This window comes from Streptomyces viridochromogenes (assembly GCF_001270495.1).
In the GTDB taxonomy this organism is placed as follows: Bacteria; Actinomycetota; Actinomycetes; order Streptomycetales; family Streptomycetaceae; genus Streptomyces; species Streptomyces viridochromogenes_A.
Map to the genome: position 1 here is coordinate 57,023 of NZ_LGUR01000204.1, position 19,689 is coordinate 76,711.

Consider the following 19,689-nt stretch of genomic DNA (forward strand, 5'->3'; position numbering starts at 1 on the left):
ACTACGTGGTACCACTTGGCGTCACCGGGATTCGGTGCGCAACCGCGTAGTCACCCAGGCCCCCACCAGCGCCACCCCCGCCATCGGCAGGAACACCGCCGCGAACGCCGCCGGATGCGACCCGGCGCCGGACGCCCCCGTCGCCGCATGGCTCACCGCGCCGCCGCCCAGGGCCGCGAAGGCGGCGCCCCCGGCGGCCAGCAGCACGACGTTGGACAGGGCGTCGGAGATCTGGAGCGCGGCGGAGTTGGTGCCGGCCTCCGCGGGGGCGGAGAGATGGAGCAGCAGCACGCTGGTGGAGGAGATGACCAGCCCCATCCCGAAGCAGCCGAACGCCCACGCCACGGCGACGGTCCAGGCGGGCACGGAGTCGATCAGCACACTCGGCGCGGCGGCGATGGAGGCGGCGACCAGCACCATCCCGAGCGTCATGAGCCGTTCCCGATACGGCTCCACCCGCGCCCGCGACTGCATCCACGACCCCAGCGCCCAGGTCACGCCACCCGCCGCGAGCGAGAACCCGGCGAGCGTCGGCGACAGCCCCCGCTGGGTGACCAGCATCAGCGGCACGAAGGACTCGGCCGCGATGAACGACCCCGCCGCGACCCCGCGCAACAGCACCACGGACGGCAGTCCGCGCGCCGCCCGGTACGTACCGCGCGGGAGCAGCCCGAGCACGGCCGGCACGAGGAGCGCGGCGCCGGCGACGCCGGGGACGAGGGAGAGCCACCGCAGGTCCTGGGCGGCGTACTGCAACAGCCCCGCGCCGAGGGAGATACCGAGGGCGAGCCGGATACGGCGCCGGTCGAAGGAGGCACCGCGACCGGAATCGGCCGAGCCGTCGACCGGCCCTCCCGCCCGCCGGCGTATCTGCGGCAGCGCGAGCGCGAGCGGGAACACGACGAGCACCGGAATCCCGACGAACACCCAGCGCCAGCCCAGATGCTCGGTCACGGCCCCGGAGGCCAGCGGCCCCACGATCGACGGCACGACCCAGCTCGCCGCGAACGCCGCCATGATCGCCGGCCGCAGCCGCTCCGGGTAGGCCCGCCCGACGACGACGTACAACGCGACGATCACCAGCCCGCCCCCGAGCCCCTGCACGGCCCGCCCGAGGATGAACACCCACATGACCCCGGCGGTCCCGGCCAGCAGCAGACCGGCCCCGAAGGCGGCGATCCCGGCCGTGAGCGCCCCGAGCGGTCCCCGCCGGTCCGACCACTGCCCCGCGAGCACCATCCCGAACAGGCTGGTGGTGAAGTACCCCGAGAACGCGAAGGCGTACAACGACACCCCGTCCAGCTCCCGCGCGGCCACCGGCATGGCCGTCCCGACGGCGGTCGCCTCGAAGGCGATGAGCAGCACGACCGAGACGATCCCGACACTGAGAGCCCGATACGCCCTGCTCAGCACGGTCTCCTCGCCCCCGGGCACCAGGGGGACGTCGGCTCTCTTCGCGACACCGGTGTCACGCGGCTCAAGGACAGTCATGGCCGCCAGCGTAAGGGCCACAACCAGCTTTGACCCCTGTCGGGAGACGGGCCCTGCACCGGGACCTTGGTCGTACGACCGCCGTGATTCATGAACGTGGTGTGGCAGTCCCATTGCAGGGCGAGGGCTTCCCTTGTTCCCTTCCCGCACCCCCTCTACGGTCGAACCATCGATCAAGGCCGTGTGCCCGAGTGGTTCAGGGGCTCGCCTGCAAAGCGAGTTACGTGGGTTCGAATCCCGCCACGGCCTCCATCGCCTGACCGGCCACAACGCAGGAACGCGACAGGGCGGCACCCCCGACAGGGTGCCGCCCGACGCGTGTCAGGCTTCACGTCATCTCCTCGAACGGCAGCACAACCCTCCCCACCCTCCAGATGTCCAGGACATGACTGGCCGGCAAACCGCCGGTCGTCGTGCTTCCTGTCCCGACGAGGAGACCCACCCGTGCGCCAGCGCATCCGCCCCTCGCACATCCGTCACTCGGCGGCCCTCGTGGCCGCCGCCGCGCTCGCCGCGGCCGTTCCCGCGGTCGTCGCTCCGGCGGCGTACGCCGAGGAGGGTGAGCCCTCCCTGGTGATCTCGAACCTGCCGCGCACGTCTCCCCAGCCCGGCGAGGTGTACGACGAGTCCGTCGTCATCACCAACAAGGGCACCGCGGCGGCGGACGGAGTCACCTTCCGGGTCCGGCTCACCCGGGGACTCGACTTCCCCGAGACCGTGGAGGGCTGTACCTACTCGACCGTCGAGGACCAGGTCAGGCAGGCGCTCTGCGAGCTCGACACCGTGATCGAACCCGGCGCCTCCGTCGAGACTCCCGTACGGTTCAAGGCCCGGCCCAACGCGCTGATGGAGGCCGTCGAGTACGGCACCTCGGCGACCGGCGCGGCCCCGGGCGAGGGGTTCACCGACAGCCACCGGCGGCTGACCCTGACCGCGGACAGCACTGCCGACCTCGTCGCCGTAGGGGAGGACACCGAGGCGCTCGCGGGCGACGGGCAGTCCGTCACGGTCAAGCTCCGCAACGACGGCCCCGGCTGGATCCAGAACCAGGAGAGCGACGACCAGACGGCGCTCATGGTGCAGATCCCGCCGGGCACCGTGGCCGCCGAAGTGCCCCGGGAATGCGCGCCCTTCGGGATCGACGGTCCGTCCGGGCCCGCCGGCACCCCGGGCAAGGCCAAGTACGTCTGCTGGCCCGCCGACCACACCCTCGACGTCGGCGAGTCGCTCTCCTTCACCTTCATGCTGGACATCAAGGACGACGCGAAGACGACCACGGGTGAGGTGAAGGCGACCTCCGTGTACGACATCCACCCGGCCTTCGACAAGAACCCCGCCAACGACAAGGCCCAGATCCGCATCGCCATACCGACCGACAACGAGCCCGGTCCGTCCACCTCCGGCGGCTCCTCCACCGGCGGCGGCTCGACGGACGGCGGCTCCACCACGGGCGGCGACGGCAACGACCCAGTAGGCCAGTCCACCGGCGGCACGGGCACCACCGGCAGCACGGGCGCCACCTCGTCCGGCGCCTCCACGGGCGCCTCGACCGGCGGTTCCGGCACCGGTTCCGTCAACGGCAACCTCGCGAGCACCGGCTCCGACGGCACCCCGCTCATCGCCGGGGCCGCAGCCACCGCGGCAGCCCTCGGCGGCGTCCTGTTCCTGGCCGCACGCCGCCGCCGCGCCACCGCCCAGTCCTCCTGACGACACCTGCCCTGAGGCCGGTACCGGAAGTGCCAGCGGTACCCGGCCGCATCCGGCCTCAGGGATACCGCGTCGCCCTCGCGACGTGGGCCTGGAGGAGACGCGGCGAGTTCTCGAACCCGTGGCGGGCGTACGCCGGGATCGCCCGGGGCGTGGAGTGGACGGTGACCCGCTCCAGCCCCAGGTCCTTCGCCCTGGCCAGGGTCTCGGTGATCAGCCGACCACCCAGCCCCGCGTCACGCGCCTCCGGCACCACGTACACGCACTGGAGGTCACCGGACGCCCGGTGCAGCGCGTACGGCGTCGGTACACGCTGCACCACCGCCAGCCACGCCATACCGATGATCCCGAGGTCACCACCGACGTCTCCGTCGACGAGGACCATGCAGCGGTGCGACGCCGCGTTCTGCTCGGCCCACGTCACGAAGTGGCGTACGAAGGCGTCACGTTCGGCGCCCGCAGCTGCCGCGCCCTCGTTCTCCACGATCCACTGCCAGCGCAGTCCTGCGACGGCCGCCGACTCACCCGGATCCGCCGGGCGGACGATGACGTTGTCCACGTCGGTTCACCACGCCCCGCCCGCCGATTCGAGGACCCCGCTCGCCTCGTCCTGGAACACCTCCGTCCAGTAGTGCCGGCCATCCCTGCCGGCGGCCCTGGTGCCGGTCGGGTCGACCGTCGACAGGACCTGAAGCATCGTCATGGCGAGTTGGTCGTAGGTGTCGGTCGTCAGCTCGTGGCCCGACTCCTCGTCGATCGCCTGCTCGCGGTGGAGCAGCCAGAGCGTGAAGGCCAGGGTCGAGATGTCCGTGTTGAGGGGGAACAGCCTCGCCTCGGGCTCGCTCCAGTTCAGGACCGCGCCCGTCTCACCGTCGACGACCAGGCTGTTGTCCTCGACGAGATGGCCGAGGCGTATCAAGCGGCCGGCGTGGGCGGGTAGTTCGGCGCCCCGGTCCTCGTCGGCGTAGTACTCGGCCAGCGTCTGGAGCGGCACGTCCGTGTCCAGTGAGAACAGGAAGCCGTCCTCCGGCAGGCCCACCTCGCGCAGGAAGCGGCGGGTCGGCTCGTGCGTGAGGGTGCCGGGGAAGTCGACCTCCTCGAAGCGCACCACCTTGCCCTGCCCGAACTCCTGGTCCAGCAGGCGGAGCGGGAGGTCCAGGGCCAGGCCCGACGCCCCGGCCCGGCCCGCCACCAGGGCCAGGGGGCGGATCAGGGCGGCCATCTTCCAGAACGGCGCCGGCTCGCCGTCCGTGCCCTCCTCGAACACGGACAGCAGGTGCTGCGAGGCCTCCGCCACCGCCTTCGGGCCGTAACGGCCGACGTAGGATGCGAACTGGCCGCGCAGGCCCGCCAGTTCGTCCGTCGCCTCGGCGAACCGGACCAGTGTCCGCAGCGACGGCGCGAGGACGCGGCGGTCCATCAGGTCGGGGCGGTCGTGCAGGAAGTACGTCGTGGAGATCTCGCCCGTCGCGCCGTCCAGCAGGACCGACTCCGTCTCCAGGCCACCGGGGCCCAGCAGTCCGCCTATCACCAGCTGATCCCGCAGCTCCGCCGCCAGACGGCCGTCCGGATCGCCCGTCGATTCCGCCACCGTCCGCAGGACCTCTCGGCCCTCTGGGCCGGCCCGGCCCGCCCGGTCCTCCCGGCACAGCTCGGCGAAGCTCAACACACCGCTGTCGCCCGGCAGTCCGGGTCCCGTCAGCCAGCGCCGCGTCGCCGCGTGCGTGACATACGGATCCAGCTCGGCCTCGGCCAGGATGATCGCCGTATCACCGGCGTGAGTCGTGATCGTCGTGCTCATGGCTCCCCCGCATGCGCTTGCTCACCGCCCCGGGCAGGACACGGCCGACCGGCCGACACGCTGAGCCCGGCCGCCGTCCCCACTGCCCAGAACACTACGCGCCACCACTGACAACGCCCCCGCGTCAGCACAACCGCCGAAAACGCGCCCGGCTCGGCACGACCACTGACAGCGCTTCACCTCAGTAGACGCTCAACCCACCCTCGCACGTTCCCTTTGCGCCGAAGTCGCCACGCCGAGTTCACCGACCCGTGCGTCAGAACGGTCGGCAGGACCTCCGGCAAGACAGCCGGAGTGGGCTCACTGCCCGGTCACCACCGCCGCCTGCGGGCGGATCGGGAGACGGTTCACGGGGCGGCCCGTCGCGGCGCGTACGGCCGACGCGATGGCCGCCGGCGAGGTCACCACCGGTACCGCGCTCACCGCCTTCGCGCCGAAGGGCGCGACCACGTCGCGTTCCTCGACCAGCTTCACGATGCGGATGTCCGGGGCGTCCAGGGCCGTCGGCAGGGAGTAGCCCGTCAGATCCGGGTGGCGGATCAGGCCGCGCGCCGAGCGCAGGTTCTCCGTGAGCGCGATGCCCACGCCCTGCGTCACGCCCGCCTCGATCCGCGCCTCCAGCTGGGCCGGGTTGAGCACCCGGCCGACGTCCTGGGCGAGCGCCAGCTCGACGACCCGTACCGAACCCAGCTCGATGTCCACGTCCACCACCGCGCGGATCGCGCAGAAGGCCATGCCGACGAAGGCGTCACCCTGGCCGGCTTCGTTCAGCGGTTCCGTCGGATGCGGGCGGCACTGGGCCGTCGCCCACAGTTCCTTGCCGTCCAGCGCCTCGGTGACGGTGGTCGACAGGACGCCGTCGTACGACGTGATCTTGCCGTCGGTGATCTGGAGCAGCTCCGTGGACATGCCGAACTTGTGCGCCAGGGGCTGGAGCAGCTGCGTGCGGACCATCTTGGCGGCCCGTTCCACCGCGCCGCCCGACACCCAGGTGTGGCGGCCGCGGCAGCCCGCGCCCGCCGGGGGCTGGTCGGTGTCGACGGGCGCGACATGCACCTCGTCGATGCCCAGTGTGTCCTGGACGATCTGCCGGGCCAGCGTCGCGAAGCCCTGGCCGGTCTCGACGGCGGCGCACAGCACCGTCGCCACCCCGTCGTGGACCTTCACCGTGGCCGTGGAGACCTCGTCCGCGCCCTCGGCACCGAGCATGTGCACCATGCCCAGGCCGTAGCCCACGCCGCGTCGCACGGCACCCGGTTCGCCCGCGCCCTCGGGGCCGCCGGGCAGCAGCCACTCGTCCTCGGGCGTGTCCTTGGGGAGGGCGGGCAGCGGGTAGTCCCGTACGGCCTGGAGCAGTTCGGCCACCGGGGCCGGGCAGGTCACCGTCTGGCCCGTCGGCAGCACGTCACCCGTCGCCATGACGTTGCGCAGGCGCAGCTCCGCCGGGTCCACGCCGAGCTTCTTGGCCAGCTTGTCCATCTGCGCCTCGTAGGCGGCGCACACCTGCATGGCGCCCTCGCCCCGTACATGGCCGGAGGGCGGGTTGTTGGTGCGTACGGCCCAGCCCTCGATGAAGGCGTTCGGGACGACGTACGGCCCGCACGCGAAGCCGACCGCGGCGGCCAGGGCCTCGGCGGACGTGTCCGCGTACGCGCCCGCGTCCAGCAGGATCTGCGCCTCGACCTTCACCAGCCTGCCCTCGGCGTCCGCGTGGTGGCGGTACCGCAGCAGCGTCGGGTGCCGGTGCACATGGCCCAGGAAGGACTCCTCGCGCGTGGCCGTCAGCTTCACCGGGCAGCCGGTCTTCAGCGCCAGCAGGCCCAGCGGGAGCTGGAAGCCCTGGTCCTCGCGGTCGGCGGTGGCGCCGGGGACGCCGGTGACGACGACCTTGACGCGTTCGGGTTCCAGGCCGTAGCAGGCGGCGGCCCGGTCGCGGTCGGTGTGCGGGTCGGTCGAGGCCAGGTAGAGCTCCACGCCGCCGTCGGGGCGCGGTACCGCGAGGCCCGCCTCGGCGCCGATGGGGGCCGGGTCCTGGCGGCCGATGCGGTACAGGCCCTCGACCACGATGTCGCCGGCCGCGTCGGGGTCGCCGTGGCGCAGCGGGATGTGGCGGATCAGGTTGCCGTCGGGGTGCAGTGGCTCGGCCTCGAATGCCTGCTCGGGGTCGGTCACCGGGTCGAGTACCTCGTACTCGACGATGACGGCCGCGGCGGCCAGGCGGGCGGTGTCCGGGTGGTCGGCGGCGACCGCGGCGATGGGCTCGCCGTGGTGGCGTACGACCTCGGAGGCGAAGACCGGGCGGTCCGACGTGCCGCGGCCGTGCAGCGGGCTGCCCGGCACGTCCTCGTGCGTGACGACGGCCCGTACGCCGGGCATCTCGCGCGCGTGGGAGGTGTCGATGGACGTGATGCGCGCGTGCGGGTGCGGCGAGCGCAGCACGGCCGCCCACAGCAGGCCCTCGGCCCACAGGTCGGCCGCGTACGGGAACGTGCCCTCGGTCTTGGCGCGGGTGTCGGCGGCCGGCAGGGAGGCGCCTAGGCCGTGCGGGATCGACTCGGGGGCGGGTGCTGCCTCCGCGGCTGTGGTCGCGGTGGCGGCTTCGTTGCTCACGCCTGGCCTCCGTCCTGTCCGTACGCCTGGTCATGCGGCCCCCTGTGCCCCGGGTTCATGGCCCCGGGTGCCTCGAACGCCGACGGGTTGACCCCGCCGGCCCCGGGGCCCGCCTGGTGAGGGATACGCGGCTCGTCGCCGTCCTGTTCGCCGTCTCCGGCCGCCGTGTGGGCCTCGCGTTCGGCGACGACCTCCTTGACGGCCTCGACCACGCCCCGGTAACCGGAGCAACGGCAGAGGTTGCCGCAGAGTGCCTGGCGGGTCTCCATCTCGGTCGGCGCCGGGTTGCCCTCCAGCAGGTCGTGCACGGTCATCGCCATGCCCGGCACGCAGAAGCCGCACTGCACCGCGCCGCACCGCGCGAGCGCCCGCTGCACGTCGGAGGGCTGCCCGTCCTCGGCCAGGCCCTCGACGGTGCGGACCTCGCTGCCGGCGGCGGTCACGGCCGGCACCAGGCAGGACGCCACGAGCCGTCCGTCGACCTGCACGTTGCAGGCCCCGCACTCGCCCTGCGAGCAGCCGTCCTTGGCGCCGGCGAGCCCGAGCCGCTCGCGCAGCACGTAGAGCAGCGACTCGCCGATCCAGGCGTCCGAGACGGGCCGGTCGACGCCGTTGACGCGCAGGACGAAGGAGGCGAGGGGGTGTTCCTCGCCGGTGGGCACCGGTACGTCGCCGGAGGCGGCCTGTGCCGGGTCCTCGGCGGCCTCCGCTGCGGAGTCGCCGCCCTCGGCCGGGGCGGGGTCGGCGGAAGCCTCTGCCGGGCCCTCTGCGACCTCTGGGGCGCCCTGGGCGTCCGTGGCCGCCTCATCGGCCCCGGGGATGGCCTGTGCGGCCTGTGCGGGCTCTGAGGGGCTTTCGGCGGAAACCTCGGCGGGTGGCTCGGGGGTGAACTCGGGCGCGCTCGCGGCCGGCCGCTCGTGCGGGTGCGGGGTGGGCCGCTCGCCGGAGTACGCGTCGGGGTGCCCCGGCTGCCCGTGCACGTGCCCGGCCCCGGCTCCCACCGCTTCCTCGGCCGTCGCCGCGGCCTCGGCCTGCTGTCCCCACGGCTGCCCGGTCGGCTGTGTCGCCCAGGGCGCGGGCGCGCCGCCCGGCAGCGTGGCCGGAGGGGTGCCGCCCCACTGCTCGACGAGCGACGAGGTGGTGAACTCGCCCGATTCGTCCGGAAGGTCACCGTCGGCAACGGGAATCGACCACTGCCCGGTGACGTCGTGACCGTGCGCGGCAGCGGCCTCGTGACCTGCCTGGCCGACGTGGCCCCGCGCGGTCTCGGAGAAGTCCCACTGCTGGGTCGCCCCGGGGTTGTACGCGAACTGGCCGCTGCCCGTGTCCTGCGGCACCGCGTTCGGGTCGGGCCACTGGGCACCGTCGGCGGGCGCGCCTGCGACGGGCCAGCCACCCGGGGCCGCGGGGTCGGTGCCCCCGGTCGATCCCGGTGCGGCCGTTATCTGCGGCGGCACATAGCCGTGGCCGCGCGCGGCGAGCGGGGTGTCCGAGGAGGCCAGGAGGGCGTCGATGCCCCCTTCGGGGAGTTTGACGAAGGCGGTGGCGCCGTCGTCGTAGTCGCCCTGGGGCAGCGGGTCCCAGCGACCGCCGCCCTGGGGCGTGCCCTCTCCGTGCTGGTCGTCGGTCACGACAGCGCCCTCCCCAGTGCTCGTCGGGCCAGTGCGGCGACGGTGCGCCGCAGGTGCAGTACGGCGGGCGGATGCTGTGGTACGGAGCCGTCCTCGGCCGGGGCCGGGTCCGGGATGCAGGCCGCGGCGACGTACTCCCCGAAGGCGTTCAGCGCCTCGGGGACGATCGCGCGGTTGTTGTCCCAGTCGATCAGCTGGGCGACCCAGTGCTCGGCGTCCAGGGGCCTGAGCGGCATCGGCGCTATGGCGCCGACTGCGCACCTGATGCCTCGCCGAGCGGGGTCGAGCACGACCGCGACGGACGCCATCGCGCGCCCCGGGCCGGTGCGGCCGGTGGCCTTGAGGAAGACCTGCGGGGCGTGCAGCAGCGGCACGCGCACGTAGCCGATGAGTTCGCCGGCGCGCAGCATCTCCATGCCGGCCAGCAGGTGCGACACCGGGATCTCCCGGCGGGCTCCGCCCGGGCCCGCGACGATCAGGGTCGCTTCGAGAGCGGCGAGGACCGGCAGCGCGTCACCGGTCGGGGACGCCGAGGCGATGTTGCCGCCCAGGGTGCCCGCGTTGCGGATCTGCGGCGGGCCCGCGGCGCGTGCGGCGGCCGCGAGCGCCGGGATCAGGGCGGCGAAGTCGGGACGGCCCATGCGCGCGTGCGTGAGGCCGGCACCCAGCAGGGCGTGGCCGTCCTGGTACTGCCAGCCGCGGATTTCGCTGATCTTGCCGAGGCCGACCAGTGCGGCGGGCCTGAGCTGCCCGGAGTTGACGGCGGCCATGAGGTCGGTGCCGCCCGCGACGGGCACGGCGGCGGGCATGGCGGCCAGTGCCGCCACGGCCTCGTCCAGCGTCGTGGGCAGCGTGACGGCCTGCGCCGCCTGCGGTGCGTGCGTGGTCAAACCGGCTGCCCCTTCCCGCTGCCCCACCTGGTCCCACCTGTGCTGCCGTACGGTACGTGCTGACAGGGCGGACGTGGCAACTCTGGCACATCTTCGCAGGACCCGAAGACAGGGGTCCGCTAGGAGGCATTCGCCCACCTCATCGGGCAGATGGTCCGTTTTCGTACGGCATCACCGGTGTTTACCGATTGACACTCTTCGGTGACCCCTTGCCGGTTTTTTTCAATTACCTGTTCGGGGGTGGGCCGTCGATCGGACGGCCGAGCACTCCGGGGCGCCGCTGCCACGGCCGCGGTCCCGTCGGCGGACGGTAGGCGACCCCCAGGGCGTCAAGTCGCCCGTAATGGGCGGCCATCCGGCGCTCGAAGCCGGCGAAGTCCCGTTCCGCCGGGGCGGGGAGGCGGCTCCAGGCGACCTCGGCGAAGGCGGCGAGGCGCGGGAACGCCTGGTAGTCCACGCGCGCGTGGTCCTCCATCACCTCGGTCCACACGTTGGCCTGCGTCCCGAGCACATGCCGGGCCTGGTCGGGCGTCAACTCCCATGGCACCGGCTCGAACCGGTAGACGTCCTCCAGAGTGCGGACGTAACCGATCGGCACCGGCTCGTCGGCGCCCGCGTCCTGACGGTGGTCCAGATACACCTGCTGCTCGGGGCACATGACGACGTCGTGCCCGGCCCGCGCTGCGGCGACCCCGCCCGCGTACCCGCGCCAGGACGACACGGCCGCCCCTTCCGCGAGCCCGCCCTCCAGGATCTCGTCCCAGCCGATGAGCCTGCGCCCGCGCGCGGTGAGCCACTTGTCGAAGTGGCCGATGAACCACGCCTGGAGTTCGTCCTCGTCCTTCAGCCCGAGTTCCCTGAGGCGTTCCTGTGCGGCGGGCGACTGCCGCCACTGGTCCTTGAGGCATTCGTCACCCCCGACATGGATGAACTCCGCGGGGAACAGCTCCAGGACTTCCTCGAAGACCCCCTCGTAGAAGCGCAGGGTGTTGTCAGTGGGGGCGAGTACGTTCGGACTGATCCCCCAGGTGTCCCAGACGGAGAGGGCGGTGTCTCCCTTGATGGATGCGGTGATGACGTCGGTGTTGCCGAGTTCCGGGTACGCGGCGATCGCGGCCTGCGAGTGGCCGGGTACGTCGATTTCGGGGACGACGGTGATATGCCGCTCGGCGGCGTAGGCGACGATCTCGCGGATGTCGTCCTGGGTGTAGTAGCCACCGTGCGGCTTCTCCTCCCACAGCGGGGAGGCCCGATGACCGAATTTCGTCCGCGCCCGCCAGGAGCCGATCTCCGTGAGCCGGGGGTACTTCCTGATCTCGATGCGCCAGCCCTGGTCGTCCGTCAGATGGAAGTGGAAGACGTTGAGTTTGTGGGCGGCCATCAGGTCCAGATAGCGCAGGACGCCGTCCTTGGGCATGAAGTGCCGGGCCACGTCGAGCATGAGGCCGCGCCAGCGGAAACGGGGGGAGTCCCGGATCTCCGTCAGGGGCAGCCGCCACGTACGGCCGGGAAGAGGCGCGCGCCGGAAGGCGTCGGGCCCGAGAAGCTGGCGCAGCGTCTGCGCGCCCCAGAAGACACCGGCGGGCGAGCCGCCCTGAAGGTGGACGCCATGGGGAGCGATGACGAGGCGGTAGCCCTCGGCGTCGAGTCCGGGCCGGACGGACAGATGGAGGACGTCGTACTCGTCCCCCTTCTTGGGCGGCAGCGCGAGCCCGGTCGCCGCGCCCAGCGTCGCGCGCAGCCATCGTGCGGTGCCCTCGGTGCCCGGCCCGGCCTCGATCCCGAAACCGTCGCCGAGTTCAAGGAAACCCGTGGCCCGCTCCATCTGGTGCGGTACCGGAATGAGATCCATGAATGATCAGACCTTTCAGTCCTTGACCGCGCCGCCCAGCCCGGACACGAGGCGCCGCTGTACGAGTACGAAGAACACCAGCACCGGAATCGTCATCACCGTCGACGCCGCCATCACGCCGCCCCAGTCCGGCTCGTCCGGCTTGTAGAAGACGAGCAGCGCCATCGGCAGGGTTGACTGCGAGGTGTCGCTGATGATGAAGGACTTGGCGAACAGGAAGTCGTTCCAGGCCGAGATGAAGGAAAACACGCTCGTCGCCACCAGCCCCGGGAAGACCAGCGGGAAAAGGATCTGCCACAGGAATCGGGACCGGCTCGCCCCGTCCATGTACGCGGCCTCCTCCAGGGCCTCCGGAACGGCCTTCACAAACCCCCGCAGCATCCAGATCGCGAACGGCAGCGAGAAGGCGATGTGCGGCAGGATCAGCGAGCCGAGCGTGTTCAGTTGGCCGAAGTCCCGCATGAGGAAGAACAGGGGGATCGTCAGGGCCTCCACCGGCACCATCTGGGCCACCAGAAACATGATCAGCAAGGTGGTCCGGAAGCGGAAGCGGAATCGTGTCACCGCGGTCGCGGCGAGAAACGCGATCAACGCCGAGACGATCACGACCGTGCCCGCGACGACCAGGCTGTTGAGGAAGTAGCGGCCGAATTCGTTCTGCTCGAAGACCCGCCGGAAGGAATCCAGCGAGGGGGCGAGCGTCCAGGGCCGCGGCTCGCTCGACTCGATCTCCCCGGCCGGTTTGAAGGCGCCGAGCACCATCCAGTACAGCGGAAAGGCCACCACGACGGCGACGAGCAGCGCGGACACCTCCGCGAGCAGCCGCCAGGGACGCCGCAGGAACGGCACGGAACTCACCGGCCTCACAGCTCCTCCCCCTGCCTGCGCAGCAACCGCAGATACACCAGCGTCACCGCCAGCAGGATCACCAGCATCACCACGCCGATCGCCGAGCCCAGGCTGTACTGGGAGGAGGCGAAGGCCTTCTGATAGGCGTACACGTTCAGGACGAGGTTCTGCCCCGCGATGCCGCCGCCGTTGGTCATCACATAGATCTGCGTGAAGACCTTGAAGTCCCAGATGACCGACTGAATGGTGACCACCACCAGGATCGGCCTCAGCATCGGCGCCAGCACCGACCGCCAGATCCGCCACTGCGAGGCCCCGTCCAGCGCGGCGGCCTCCAGCACCTCGGCCGGGACGGCGCGGATACCGGCGTACACCGTCACCATCACGAACGGGAAGGAGCACCACACCACTTCGAGCAGGACGAGGAAGAAGGCGCTGAGCCGTCCGTACGTCCAGGAATGGTCACCGAGCCCCAGAACCCGGTTCACGGGCCCGAAGTCCGGGTCGAAGAGAAACAGCCACACCGTCGACCCGGTGATCGCGGGGGTCGCCCACGCCCCCAGCGCGGCCAGCATGAGCGCCAGCCGCGGCACGGCACGCACGCGCGTGAGCAACACGGCGAGCGCACAGCCGACACCGAGCGTGGAGACGACGCAACCTGCCGCGAAGACGACGGTGGCGAGCAGCACCTGCCAGAACTGCGAGTCCGAGAACAGCTCCGCGTAGTTCCCGAAGCCCTGGAACGTGGTCGGCTCCCCACCGCTGACCTGAGCCTGCGTGTACTGGAAGAGCGAGATCAGCCCGAGCTGATAGACGGGGTAGACGAGCAGCCCGCCGAGAACGACGAGGGCGGGGGCGAGATAAAGCCAGGGTGCCTTCTGGCTCCGCCCACGGGAACGCCGACAGGGGCGCGGGGCCGTGCTGATCTTGCGGCTACCGCCGCGCGGGCGCGACCAGCCACGAACGACCGGCAGCCGCACACGATCCGCACCCACCGAGCCGGTAGGCGTACCCGGCGTCATCCGACGGAGCCAAACGCCTCGTCCATCTTCTTCGCCGCGTCCTTCGAAGCCGCCGCCACGCCCTTCTTCCCGCTGATGACCTCCTGGAACATCGTCGGCAACACCAGCGACGAGTCGATCTGCGCCCACGCGGGCGAGGCGGGCACGAACTTGGTCCCCGCGGCGAGCGTCTCCGCGAAGGGCTTCACATACGGCTCCTCCGCCGCGACCTCCTGCCGCACGTCGGAGAACGTCGGCAGGAACCCCATCGCCTCGAACATCGACGCCTGCGTGTCCTTGGAGGCGAGCTGCTCCATCAGCTCGACCGCCAACGTCCGATGCGACGTGCTCTTCAGGACACCGATGTTGTTGCCTCCGGCGAACGCCGGCGCGACCGACCCGGCCTTCACCCCCGGCAGCGGCACGACCGCGTACTTGCCCTTGACCTTCCCGGCCTCCACGGCGGTGTGGCTGAAGTCGCCGCCGATCGCCATGCCCGCCTTGCCGGCCGCGAACGCGGTGATCGTGTCGTTGCCGCCCATGCCCGCGCACTTGGCGGCGGGACAGTTGTCGTCGCTGAACAGGGACGTGTACGCCTTGATGCCCTTCTGCGCGGCCGCGCTGTCGATGGCGGAGGCGTACGAGCCTCCCTCGCCGGTCGCGAGTTCGCCGCCGTTGGCCCATACGAACGGCATCGCGCCGTACGTGTACGCACCGCCGACCACGAGCCCGTACAGCTCGGGCTTCGCGGCGCGGATCTCGCGGGCCGTGGTCGCCAACTCGGCCATGGTCCTCGGCACTTCGAGGCCGAGTTCCTCGAGGACGTCCGTGCGGTAGTACAGGGCGCGGACACCGACGTAGAAGGGCGCGCCGTAGATCTTGCCGTCCACGGTGACCGACTGCTTGGCGGTGGCGTCGGTGTCCTTCGCCTCTGCCCAGTCGCCGAACTCCTTCGTGACGTCGAGGAGTCCGCCGTCCTTCACATAGCCGGCGGTGTCGGTGTTGCCGTACTCCATGACGTCGGGGGCGGACTTCGGGTCGTTGAAGGCGGCCTTGACGCGCTGGGCGCGGGTCTCGACCGGGATGTACTCGACGTCGACCTTCGTGCCGTCGTGGGCCTTCTCGAAGGCGGTGACGACGGAGTCGACGACCTTCTCCTTCGGCTTGTTGCCGACTTCCTGGAAGAGCCAGACCCGCAGGGTGCCGGTCTTCTCGTCCTTGTCGGAGGAGGAGTTGGTGGAGGTCTGCGGGGCGCAGGCGGTGACGGCCAGGGCGGTGAGCAGTACGGCGAGTCTGGGGGCGAGCTTCATGGAGCGGTCCTCCGGGCGTGCGTTGCAGCATATGCAATGACGGTTTCGCTCTGCACAACGCATCGGAGCCTAGGGACTACATGAACATGGCCACAAGAGGTCTCAACCACTTCGTGACACGCAAAGGCCCCCGTGGCGCGCCGAAACGCGCCCCGGGGGCCTCGCAGACCTCAGGCCGAAAGGACCCTCAAGCCGAAGGGAGGGCCCGAGGGGAGGGCTACTTCTTGTCGCCGCCCTTGCCCTTGTCGTCGCCGCCGGCGCCCATGGACTCGTAGATCTCCTTGCACATGGGACACACCGGGTACTTCTTCGGGTCGCGGCCGGGCACCCAGACCTTGCCGCAGAGCGCCACGACGGGGGTCCCGTCGAGGGCGCTCGCCATGATCTTGTCCTTCTGGACGTAGTGGGCGAAGCGCTCGTGGTCGCCGTCGCCGTGGGAAGTCTGCGGCGTGGGCTCGACGAGGGTCCCCGTACCAGTCCCGCGCTCGGGCTCGAGAGTGCTCATAACGCCAAGAGTAATCAACCGCCCGAGACTCTGGGTCCCAGGCTTGCACAACGGGCGTCACTGGCGGTGACGCTGCGTTTGCGTCCAGCCCCACTCCGCTGACGCGGCGGTGGGGCAGGGGCGATTGATTGCGCCCCGCATCGCCACAACTCCCGCGCTCTGGCGCGGACGTTGCGGGAGCCGTTCCGGTCGGCGTGATCAACGAATCCGCACGACCGGCACGCGAACCTGGCCTGGGAGCCCCGGTTCGCCCCGTCGATGAACGCCCCCAGCTGAGCAAAAGACCAGCTGGAGTGGGTGACCCGTTGGGGCTTGCGAAGCCGTACCCGCTCGCGGATCCCCGTCAGGTCCTCCAGGGCGATCCCGCGACCGGTGCGTTCCGCCTCGGCCACCACATGCTTCGCGATCTTGTGGTTGATGTCCTTGGCCCGCCGCGCCCCCTTGCGCCACCGCTTCTTCAACCGGCGCTTGGCGGACGGAGTGTTCTTCTTCCGAAGCTCGGTGCGCAGCTTCCGTTCCCGCACTCGGAGGTGGTTGATCTCGCGCCCGGCCATGATCTCGCCGTCAGATGTCGTGACGATGTTCACGACGGGAGACGATCGGCTTCTCCACCGCCCGCCGGTACCTCTGCGAACCCGACTTGCCTAGATTCCCGGCTTTGAGGTTGGCCCTGAGCGTCGCGTACGCGTCGCTCGTCTTCTTGATCACATGCTGGGCCGCCTGCGAGCCCGGACCCCACCGCGTCTTGACCTCGTTGTAGGTGAGCTTGCGCAGCGGAAAGTTCTTGTTCACGTTTTTCGAAAGCGACACGGCTGCCCAGGTCGCCGCTTCGTTGCAGGCTTGCAAGGTCGCCTTGAGCGCTGCCGCCTGCTCCGGCGTCGGCAAGAGCCTGACCTGCATCACCACCTTCATGCCTGCGACGCTATGCCGCAGGGGAGAGCACCGTATTCGAACATGCCCGCAGGCACTCGAACGAGTGATCCACGGTGGGGTACGTTCTTCGCCCTCTCTCCACGTCAGTTGAGCGAAGGGTCGTCCGGGTACGTGGCCACCATCGCGAGCTCGTTGCGCTGCCGGCGCAGGACCTCGCGCCAGAGTCTTTCCGGCGACGGCGAGGACACATCTCCGGGTTCGGACTCGACGACGTACCAGGCGCCCTCCACCAGCTCGTCCTCCAGCTGGCCGGGTCCCCAGCCTGCGTATCCGGCGAAGATCCTCAAGGACCCGACGGCCGAGGCGAGCAGTTCCGGCGGTGCCTCCAGGTCCACGAGCCCGATCGCGCCGTGCACCCGGCGCCAGCCCAGCGGGGCGCTCTCGCCGTTCGCGTCACCGGGGATGACGGCGACGCCGAGCGCCGAGTCCAGGGACACCGGGCCGCCCTGGAAGACGACCCCGGGCTCGCCGGCGAGGTCCGCCCAGCCCTCCAGGATGTCGCCGACGTCCACGGGGGTCGGACGGTTGAGGACGACACCGAGGGAGCCCTCCTCGTCGTGGTCGAGAAGGAGCACCACCGCGCGGTCGAAGTTCGGGTCCGCCAGGGCGGGCGTTGCCACGAGCAACCGCCCTGTGAGCGAGGACACCTCGGTCATGCCAGACATGATCCCGCATCTTCCCTTCATGTGGGGAGGCAATGCCGGTTCGGGAGTGAATGCAGCCATGAATTGAAGGAGCGGCCTGGTAAGGCCTCGTTTGAGGGTGGTGGTGGGAGACGGGAGGGCGGAAAGGAGCGCTGGCGGGCGCACGGCCGGGACGGTGACCGCTTGTGCCCGAGGGGGGACGGTTCGTGTTGTGACAGAGCTATGACGTTCCTGAGCCGTCCTTGGGCTTACTGAAGGGGGGCCGACGGCGATTACCCTTTCCCTCCTGGCCCCTGCCCAACTCATCGGAACGCGAGATACATGACCGTCAACGACGATGTCCTGCTTGTCCACGGCGGAACCCCGCTGGAGGGCGAGATCCGTGTCCGCGGTGCGAAGAACCTCGTACCGAAGGCCATGGTGGCTGCCCTGCTGGGCAGCGCGCCGAGTCGAATGCGCAACGTGCCGGACATCCGTGACGTGCGGGTCGTACGCGGCCTGCTCCAGTTGCACGGGGTGACCGTCCGTCCGGGTGAGGAACCGGGCGAGTTGGTGATGGACCCGTCCCACGTGGAGAGCGCGAACGTCGCTGACATCGATGCCCACGCGGGTTCCAGCCGTATCCCGATCCTGCTGTGCGGTCCGCTGCTGCACCGCCTCGGGCACGCCTTCATCCCGGGTCTCGGCGGCTGCGACATCGGCGGCCGGCCCATCGACTTCCACTTCGAGGTGCTGCGGCAGTTCGGCGCGACGATCGAGAAGCGGGCCGACGGGCAGTACCTGGAGGCCCCGCAGCGGCTGCGCGGCACGAAGATCCGGCTGCCGTACCCGTCCGTGGGCGCGACCGAGCAGGTCCTGCTGACGGCCGTCCTCGCCGAAGGTGTCACCGAGCTCTCGAACGCGGCCGTGGAGCCGGAGATCGAGGACCTCATCTGCGTCCTGCAGAAGATGGGCGCCATCATCGCGATGGACACCGACCGCACCATCCGCATCACCGGTGTGGACAGCCTCGGCGGGTACACCCACCGCGCCCTCCCGGACCGCCTGGAGGCCGCCTCCTGGGCGTCCGCGGCGCTCGCGACCGAGGGCAACATCTACGTCCGTGGCGCCCAGCAGCGCTCGATGATGACGTTCCTCAACACCTACCGGAAGGTGGGCGGCGCCTTCGAGATCGACGACGAGGGCATCCGTTTCTGGCACCCGGGCGGCCAGTTGAAGTCCATCGCCCTCGAAACGGACGTGCACCCCGGCTTCCAGACGGACTGGCAGCAGCCGCTGGTGGTGGCCCTCACGCAGGCGACGGGCCTGTCCATCATCCACGAGACGGTCTACGAGTCCCGTCTCGGCTTCACGTCCGCCCTGAACCAGATGGGCGCGCACATCCAGCTGTACCGCGAGTGCCTCGGCGGCTCCGACTGCCGCTTCGGCCAGCGCAACTTCCTGCACTCCGCCGTCGTCTCCGGCCCCACCAAGCTCCAGGGCGCCGACCTGGTCATCCCCGACCTCCGCGGCGGCTTCTCGTACCTCATCGCCGCCCTGGCGGCCCAGGGCACGTCCCGGGTCCACGGCATCGACCTGATCAACCGGGGCTACGAGAACTTCATGGAGAAGCTGGTGGAGCTGGGCGCCAAGGTCGAGCTGCCGGGCAAGGCACTGGGCTGACACACGTACGCCGATGGGGCGGTCACCCGGACTCGGGTGACCGCCCCATCGGCGTTGTGCTGAGCGCCCCAAAGGGGCGCGGGGCTGTGCTGAACTTGCGGCTACCGCCGCGTGGGCGCGACCAGCCGTAACCGGCCCGCAGCCCACGGCGCCAAGCCACAACAGCGCTAGGCGCCCTTACTTGCCCTTGGCCGCTTCCTTCAGCTTGCTGCCCGCGGAGACCTTCACGCTGTAGCCGGCCGGGATCTGGATCGGGTCGCCGGTCTGCGGGTTGCGGGCGGTGCGAGCGGCACGGTGGGTGCGCTCGAAGGTCAGGAAGCCAGGGATGGTGACCTTCTCGTCGCCCTTGGCGACGACCTCGCCGACGGTCTCGGCGAACGCGGCCAGCACGGCGTCGGCGTCCTTGCGGGTCACCTCGGCGCGGTCGGCCAGCGCGGCCACCAGCTCACTGCGGTTCATGTTGTTACTCCCGTGTTCATTTGCCTTGAGGCGTGCCACGCGGCGGGGCCGCATGTCGGGCACAGCGATGTCGATGCTGCCAGGGTCCTCGGTGAGACCCGGGACCCGGGTCCGTCGTCAGACCCTCGCGCCCAGAGACGCATCCTGCCCCTACCTGCGGCGGGAAAGCCAATCCGGCGCCCGGAGGAGTCGTGAGAACACCCTTGGGAGTCACACGAAGAGAGGGCCTGAGCTTGGCCGTCACGATAAACGGCGTGCAGAGGCCCTTGGTTCCACGACGCGCCGGTACAAGGGCTTGCCGTGGCGATCCTCACAGCCCATGCACACTTCGCGGGGCTGTGAGG

General features: G+C 70.8%; 17 protein-coding genes and 1 tRNA gene. 3 read left to right on the forward strand and 15 right to left on the reverse strand.

Features of this window, described 5'->3' with window-relative positions; genetic code table 11:
• Positions 1 to 21: 21 nt before the first annotated feature.
• Positions 22 to 1,491, reverse strand: a complete 1,470-nt coding sequence (locus ADK36_RS24445; RefSeq protein ID WP_048583276.1) for an MFS transporter — start codon at positions 1,489 to 1,491, stop codon at positions 22 to 24.
• 177 nt (positions 1,492 to 1,668) lie between these two features.
• Here ADK36_RS24445 and ADK36_RS24450 point away from each other — a divergent pair.
• Together ADK36_RS24450 and ADK36_RS24455 are read left to right on the forward strand one after the other, a co-directional pair.
• Positions 1,669 to 1,743 (forward strand) — tRNA-Cys (locus ADK36_RS24450).
• Positions 1,744 to 1,935: 192 nt separating this feature from the next.
• A complete protein-coding gene (locus tag ADK36_RS24455) occupies positions 1,936 to 3,198 on the forward strand; it encodes an LPXTG cell wall anchor domain-containing protein (protein ID WP_053199037.1) in 1,263 nt (420 codons plus the stop codon).
• Positions 3,199 to 3,256: 58 nt separating this feature from the next.
• Here the strand turns inward: ADK36_RS24455 and ADK36_RS24460 are convergent, their stop codons facing one another.
• The 13 genes from ADK36_RS24460 to ADK36_RS24515 all read right to left on the reverse strand — a co-directional run bounded on the left by ADK36_RS24460 (position 3,257) and on the right by ADK36_RS24515 (position 17,236).
• A complete protein-coding gene (locus ADK36_RS24460) occupies positions 3,257 to 3,757 on the reverse strand; it encodes a GNAT family N-acetyltransferase (RefSeq protein WP_048583278.1) in 501 nt (166 codons plus the stop codon).
• A gap of 6 nt (positions 3,758 to 3,763) precedes the next feature.
• On the reverse strand, positions 3,764 to 4,999 hold the full coding sequence (locus tag ADK36_RS24465) for an SUKH-4 family immunity protein (RefSeq protein ID WP_053199040.1): 1,236 nt from the start codon (positions 4,997 to 4,999) through the stop codon (positions 3,764 to 3,766).
• A gap of 300 nt (positions 5,000 to 5,299) precedes the next feature.
• Positions 5,300 to 7,609 carry a xanthine dehydrogenase family protein molybdopterin-binding subunit gene (locus tag ADK36_RS24470; protein ID WP_048583280.1) on the reverse strand — a complete coding sequence of 770 codons (2,310 nt, stop codon included), beginning with the start codon at positions 7,607 to 7,609 and terminating at the stop codon, positions 5,300 to 5,302.
• On the reverse strand, positions 7,606 to 9,240 hold the full coding sequence (locus tag ADK36_RS24475) for a 2Fe-2S iron-sulfur cluster-binding protein (protein ID WP_053199042.1): 1,635 nt from the start codon (positions 9,238 to 9,240) through the stop codon (positions 7,606 to 7,608). The genes ADK36_RS24470 and ADK36_RS24475 overlap by 4 nt, the downstream gene beginning before the upstream one ends.
• Positions 9,237 to 10,130: an FAD binding domain-containing protein gene (locus ADK36_RS24480; RefSeq protein WP_048583282.1), complete on the reverse strand. Its 894-nt coding sequence runs from the start codon at positions 10,128 to 10,130 to the stop codon at positions 9,237 to 9,239. The genes ADK36_RS24475 and ADK36_RS24480 overlap by 4 nt, the downstream gene beginning before the upstream one ends.
• 226 nt (positions 10,131 to 10,356) lie before the next feature.
• The gene (locus tag ADK36_RS24485) at positions 10,357 to 11,982 is read right to left on the reverse strand and encodes a beta-N-acetylhexosaminidase (RefSeq protein WP_078942598.1); all 1,626 of its coding nucleotides are present in this window, start codon (positions 11,980 to 11,982) and stop codon (positions 10,357 to 10,359) included.
• 15 nt (positions 11,983 to 11,997) lie between these two features.
• Positions 11,998 to 12,831, reverse strand: coding sequence for a carbohydrate ABC transporter permease (locus tag ADK36_RS24490; protein ID WP_425315318.1), 834 nt, complete (start codon positions 12,829 to 12,831; stop codon positions 11,998 to 12,000).
• A gap of 14 nt (positions 12,832 to 12,845) precedes the next feature.
• Positions 12,846 to 13,853: a carbohydrate ABC transporter permease gene (locus ADK36_RS24495; protein ID WP_048583284.1), complete on the reverse strand. Its 1,008-nt coding sequence runs from the start codon at positions 13,851 to 13,853 to the stop codon at positions 12,846 to 12,848.
• The gene (locus tag ADK36_RS24500) at positions 13,850 to 15,142 is read right to left on the reverse strand and encodes an extracellular solute-binding protein (RefSeq protein ID WP_048583285.1); all 1,293 of its coding nucleotides are present in this window, start codon (positions 15,140 to 15,142) and stop codon (positions 13,850 to 13,852) included. Before ADK36_RS24500 ends, ADK36_RS24495 begins: the two co-directional genes overlap by 4 nt.
• A 217-nt stretch (positions 15,143 to 15,359) precedes the next feature.
• Positions 15,360 to 15,647: a DUF3039 domain-containing protein gene (locus tag ADK36_RS24505; RefSeq protein WP_030054422.1), complete on the reverse strand. Its 288-nt coding sequence runs from the start codon at positions 15,645 to 15,647 to the stop codon at positions 15,360 to 15,362.
• A gap of 14 nt (positions 15,648 to 15,661) precedes the next feature.
• Complete coding sequence (locus ADK36_RS51520; protein WP_425315455.1) at positions 15,662 to 16,234, reverse strand: IS200/IS605 family accessory protein TnpB-related protein; 573 nt, start codon at positions 16,232 to 16,234, stop codon at positions 15,662 to 15,664.
• On the reverse strand, positions 16,212 to 16,559 hold the full coding sequence (locus ADK36_RS51525; protein WP_425315317.1) for a hypothetical protein: 348 nt from the start codon (positions 16,557 to 16,559) through the stop codon (positions 16,212 to 16,214). The genes ADK36_RS51520 and ADK36_RS51525 overlap by 23 nt, the downstream gene beginning before the upstream one ends.
• A gap of 104 nt (positions 16,560 to 16,663) precedes the next feature.
• Complete coding sequence (locus ADK36_RS24515) at positions 16,664 to 17,236, reverse strand: YqgE/AlgH family protein (RefSeq protein WP_030054423.1); 573 nt, start codon at positions 17,234 to 17,236, stop codon at positions 16,664 to 16,666.
• Positions 17,237 to 17,545: 309 nt separating this feature from the next.
• Here ADK36_RS24515 and murA point away from each other — a divergent pair, with 309 nt between their 5' ends.
• Positions 17,546 to 18,886, forward strand: coding sequence for a UDP-N-acetylglucosamine 1-carboxyvinyltransferase (gene murA, locus ADK36_RS24520; protein ID WP_048583286.1), 1,341 nt, complete (start codon positions 17,546 to 17,548; stop codon positions 18,884 to 18,886).
• A gap of 177 nt (positions 18,887 to 19,063) precedes the next feature.
• Here the strand turns inward: murA and ADK36_RS24525 are convergent, their stop codons facing one another.
• Positions 19,064 to 19,345 carry an HU family DNA-binding protein gene (locus ADK36_RS24525; RefSeq protein WP_007498188.1) on the reverse strand — a complete coding sequence of 94 codons (282 nt, stop codon included), beginning with the start codon at positions 19,343 to 19,345 and terminating at the stop codon, positions 19,064 to 19,066.
• Between the last annotated feature and the right edge of the window lie 344 nt (positions 19,346 to 19,689).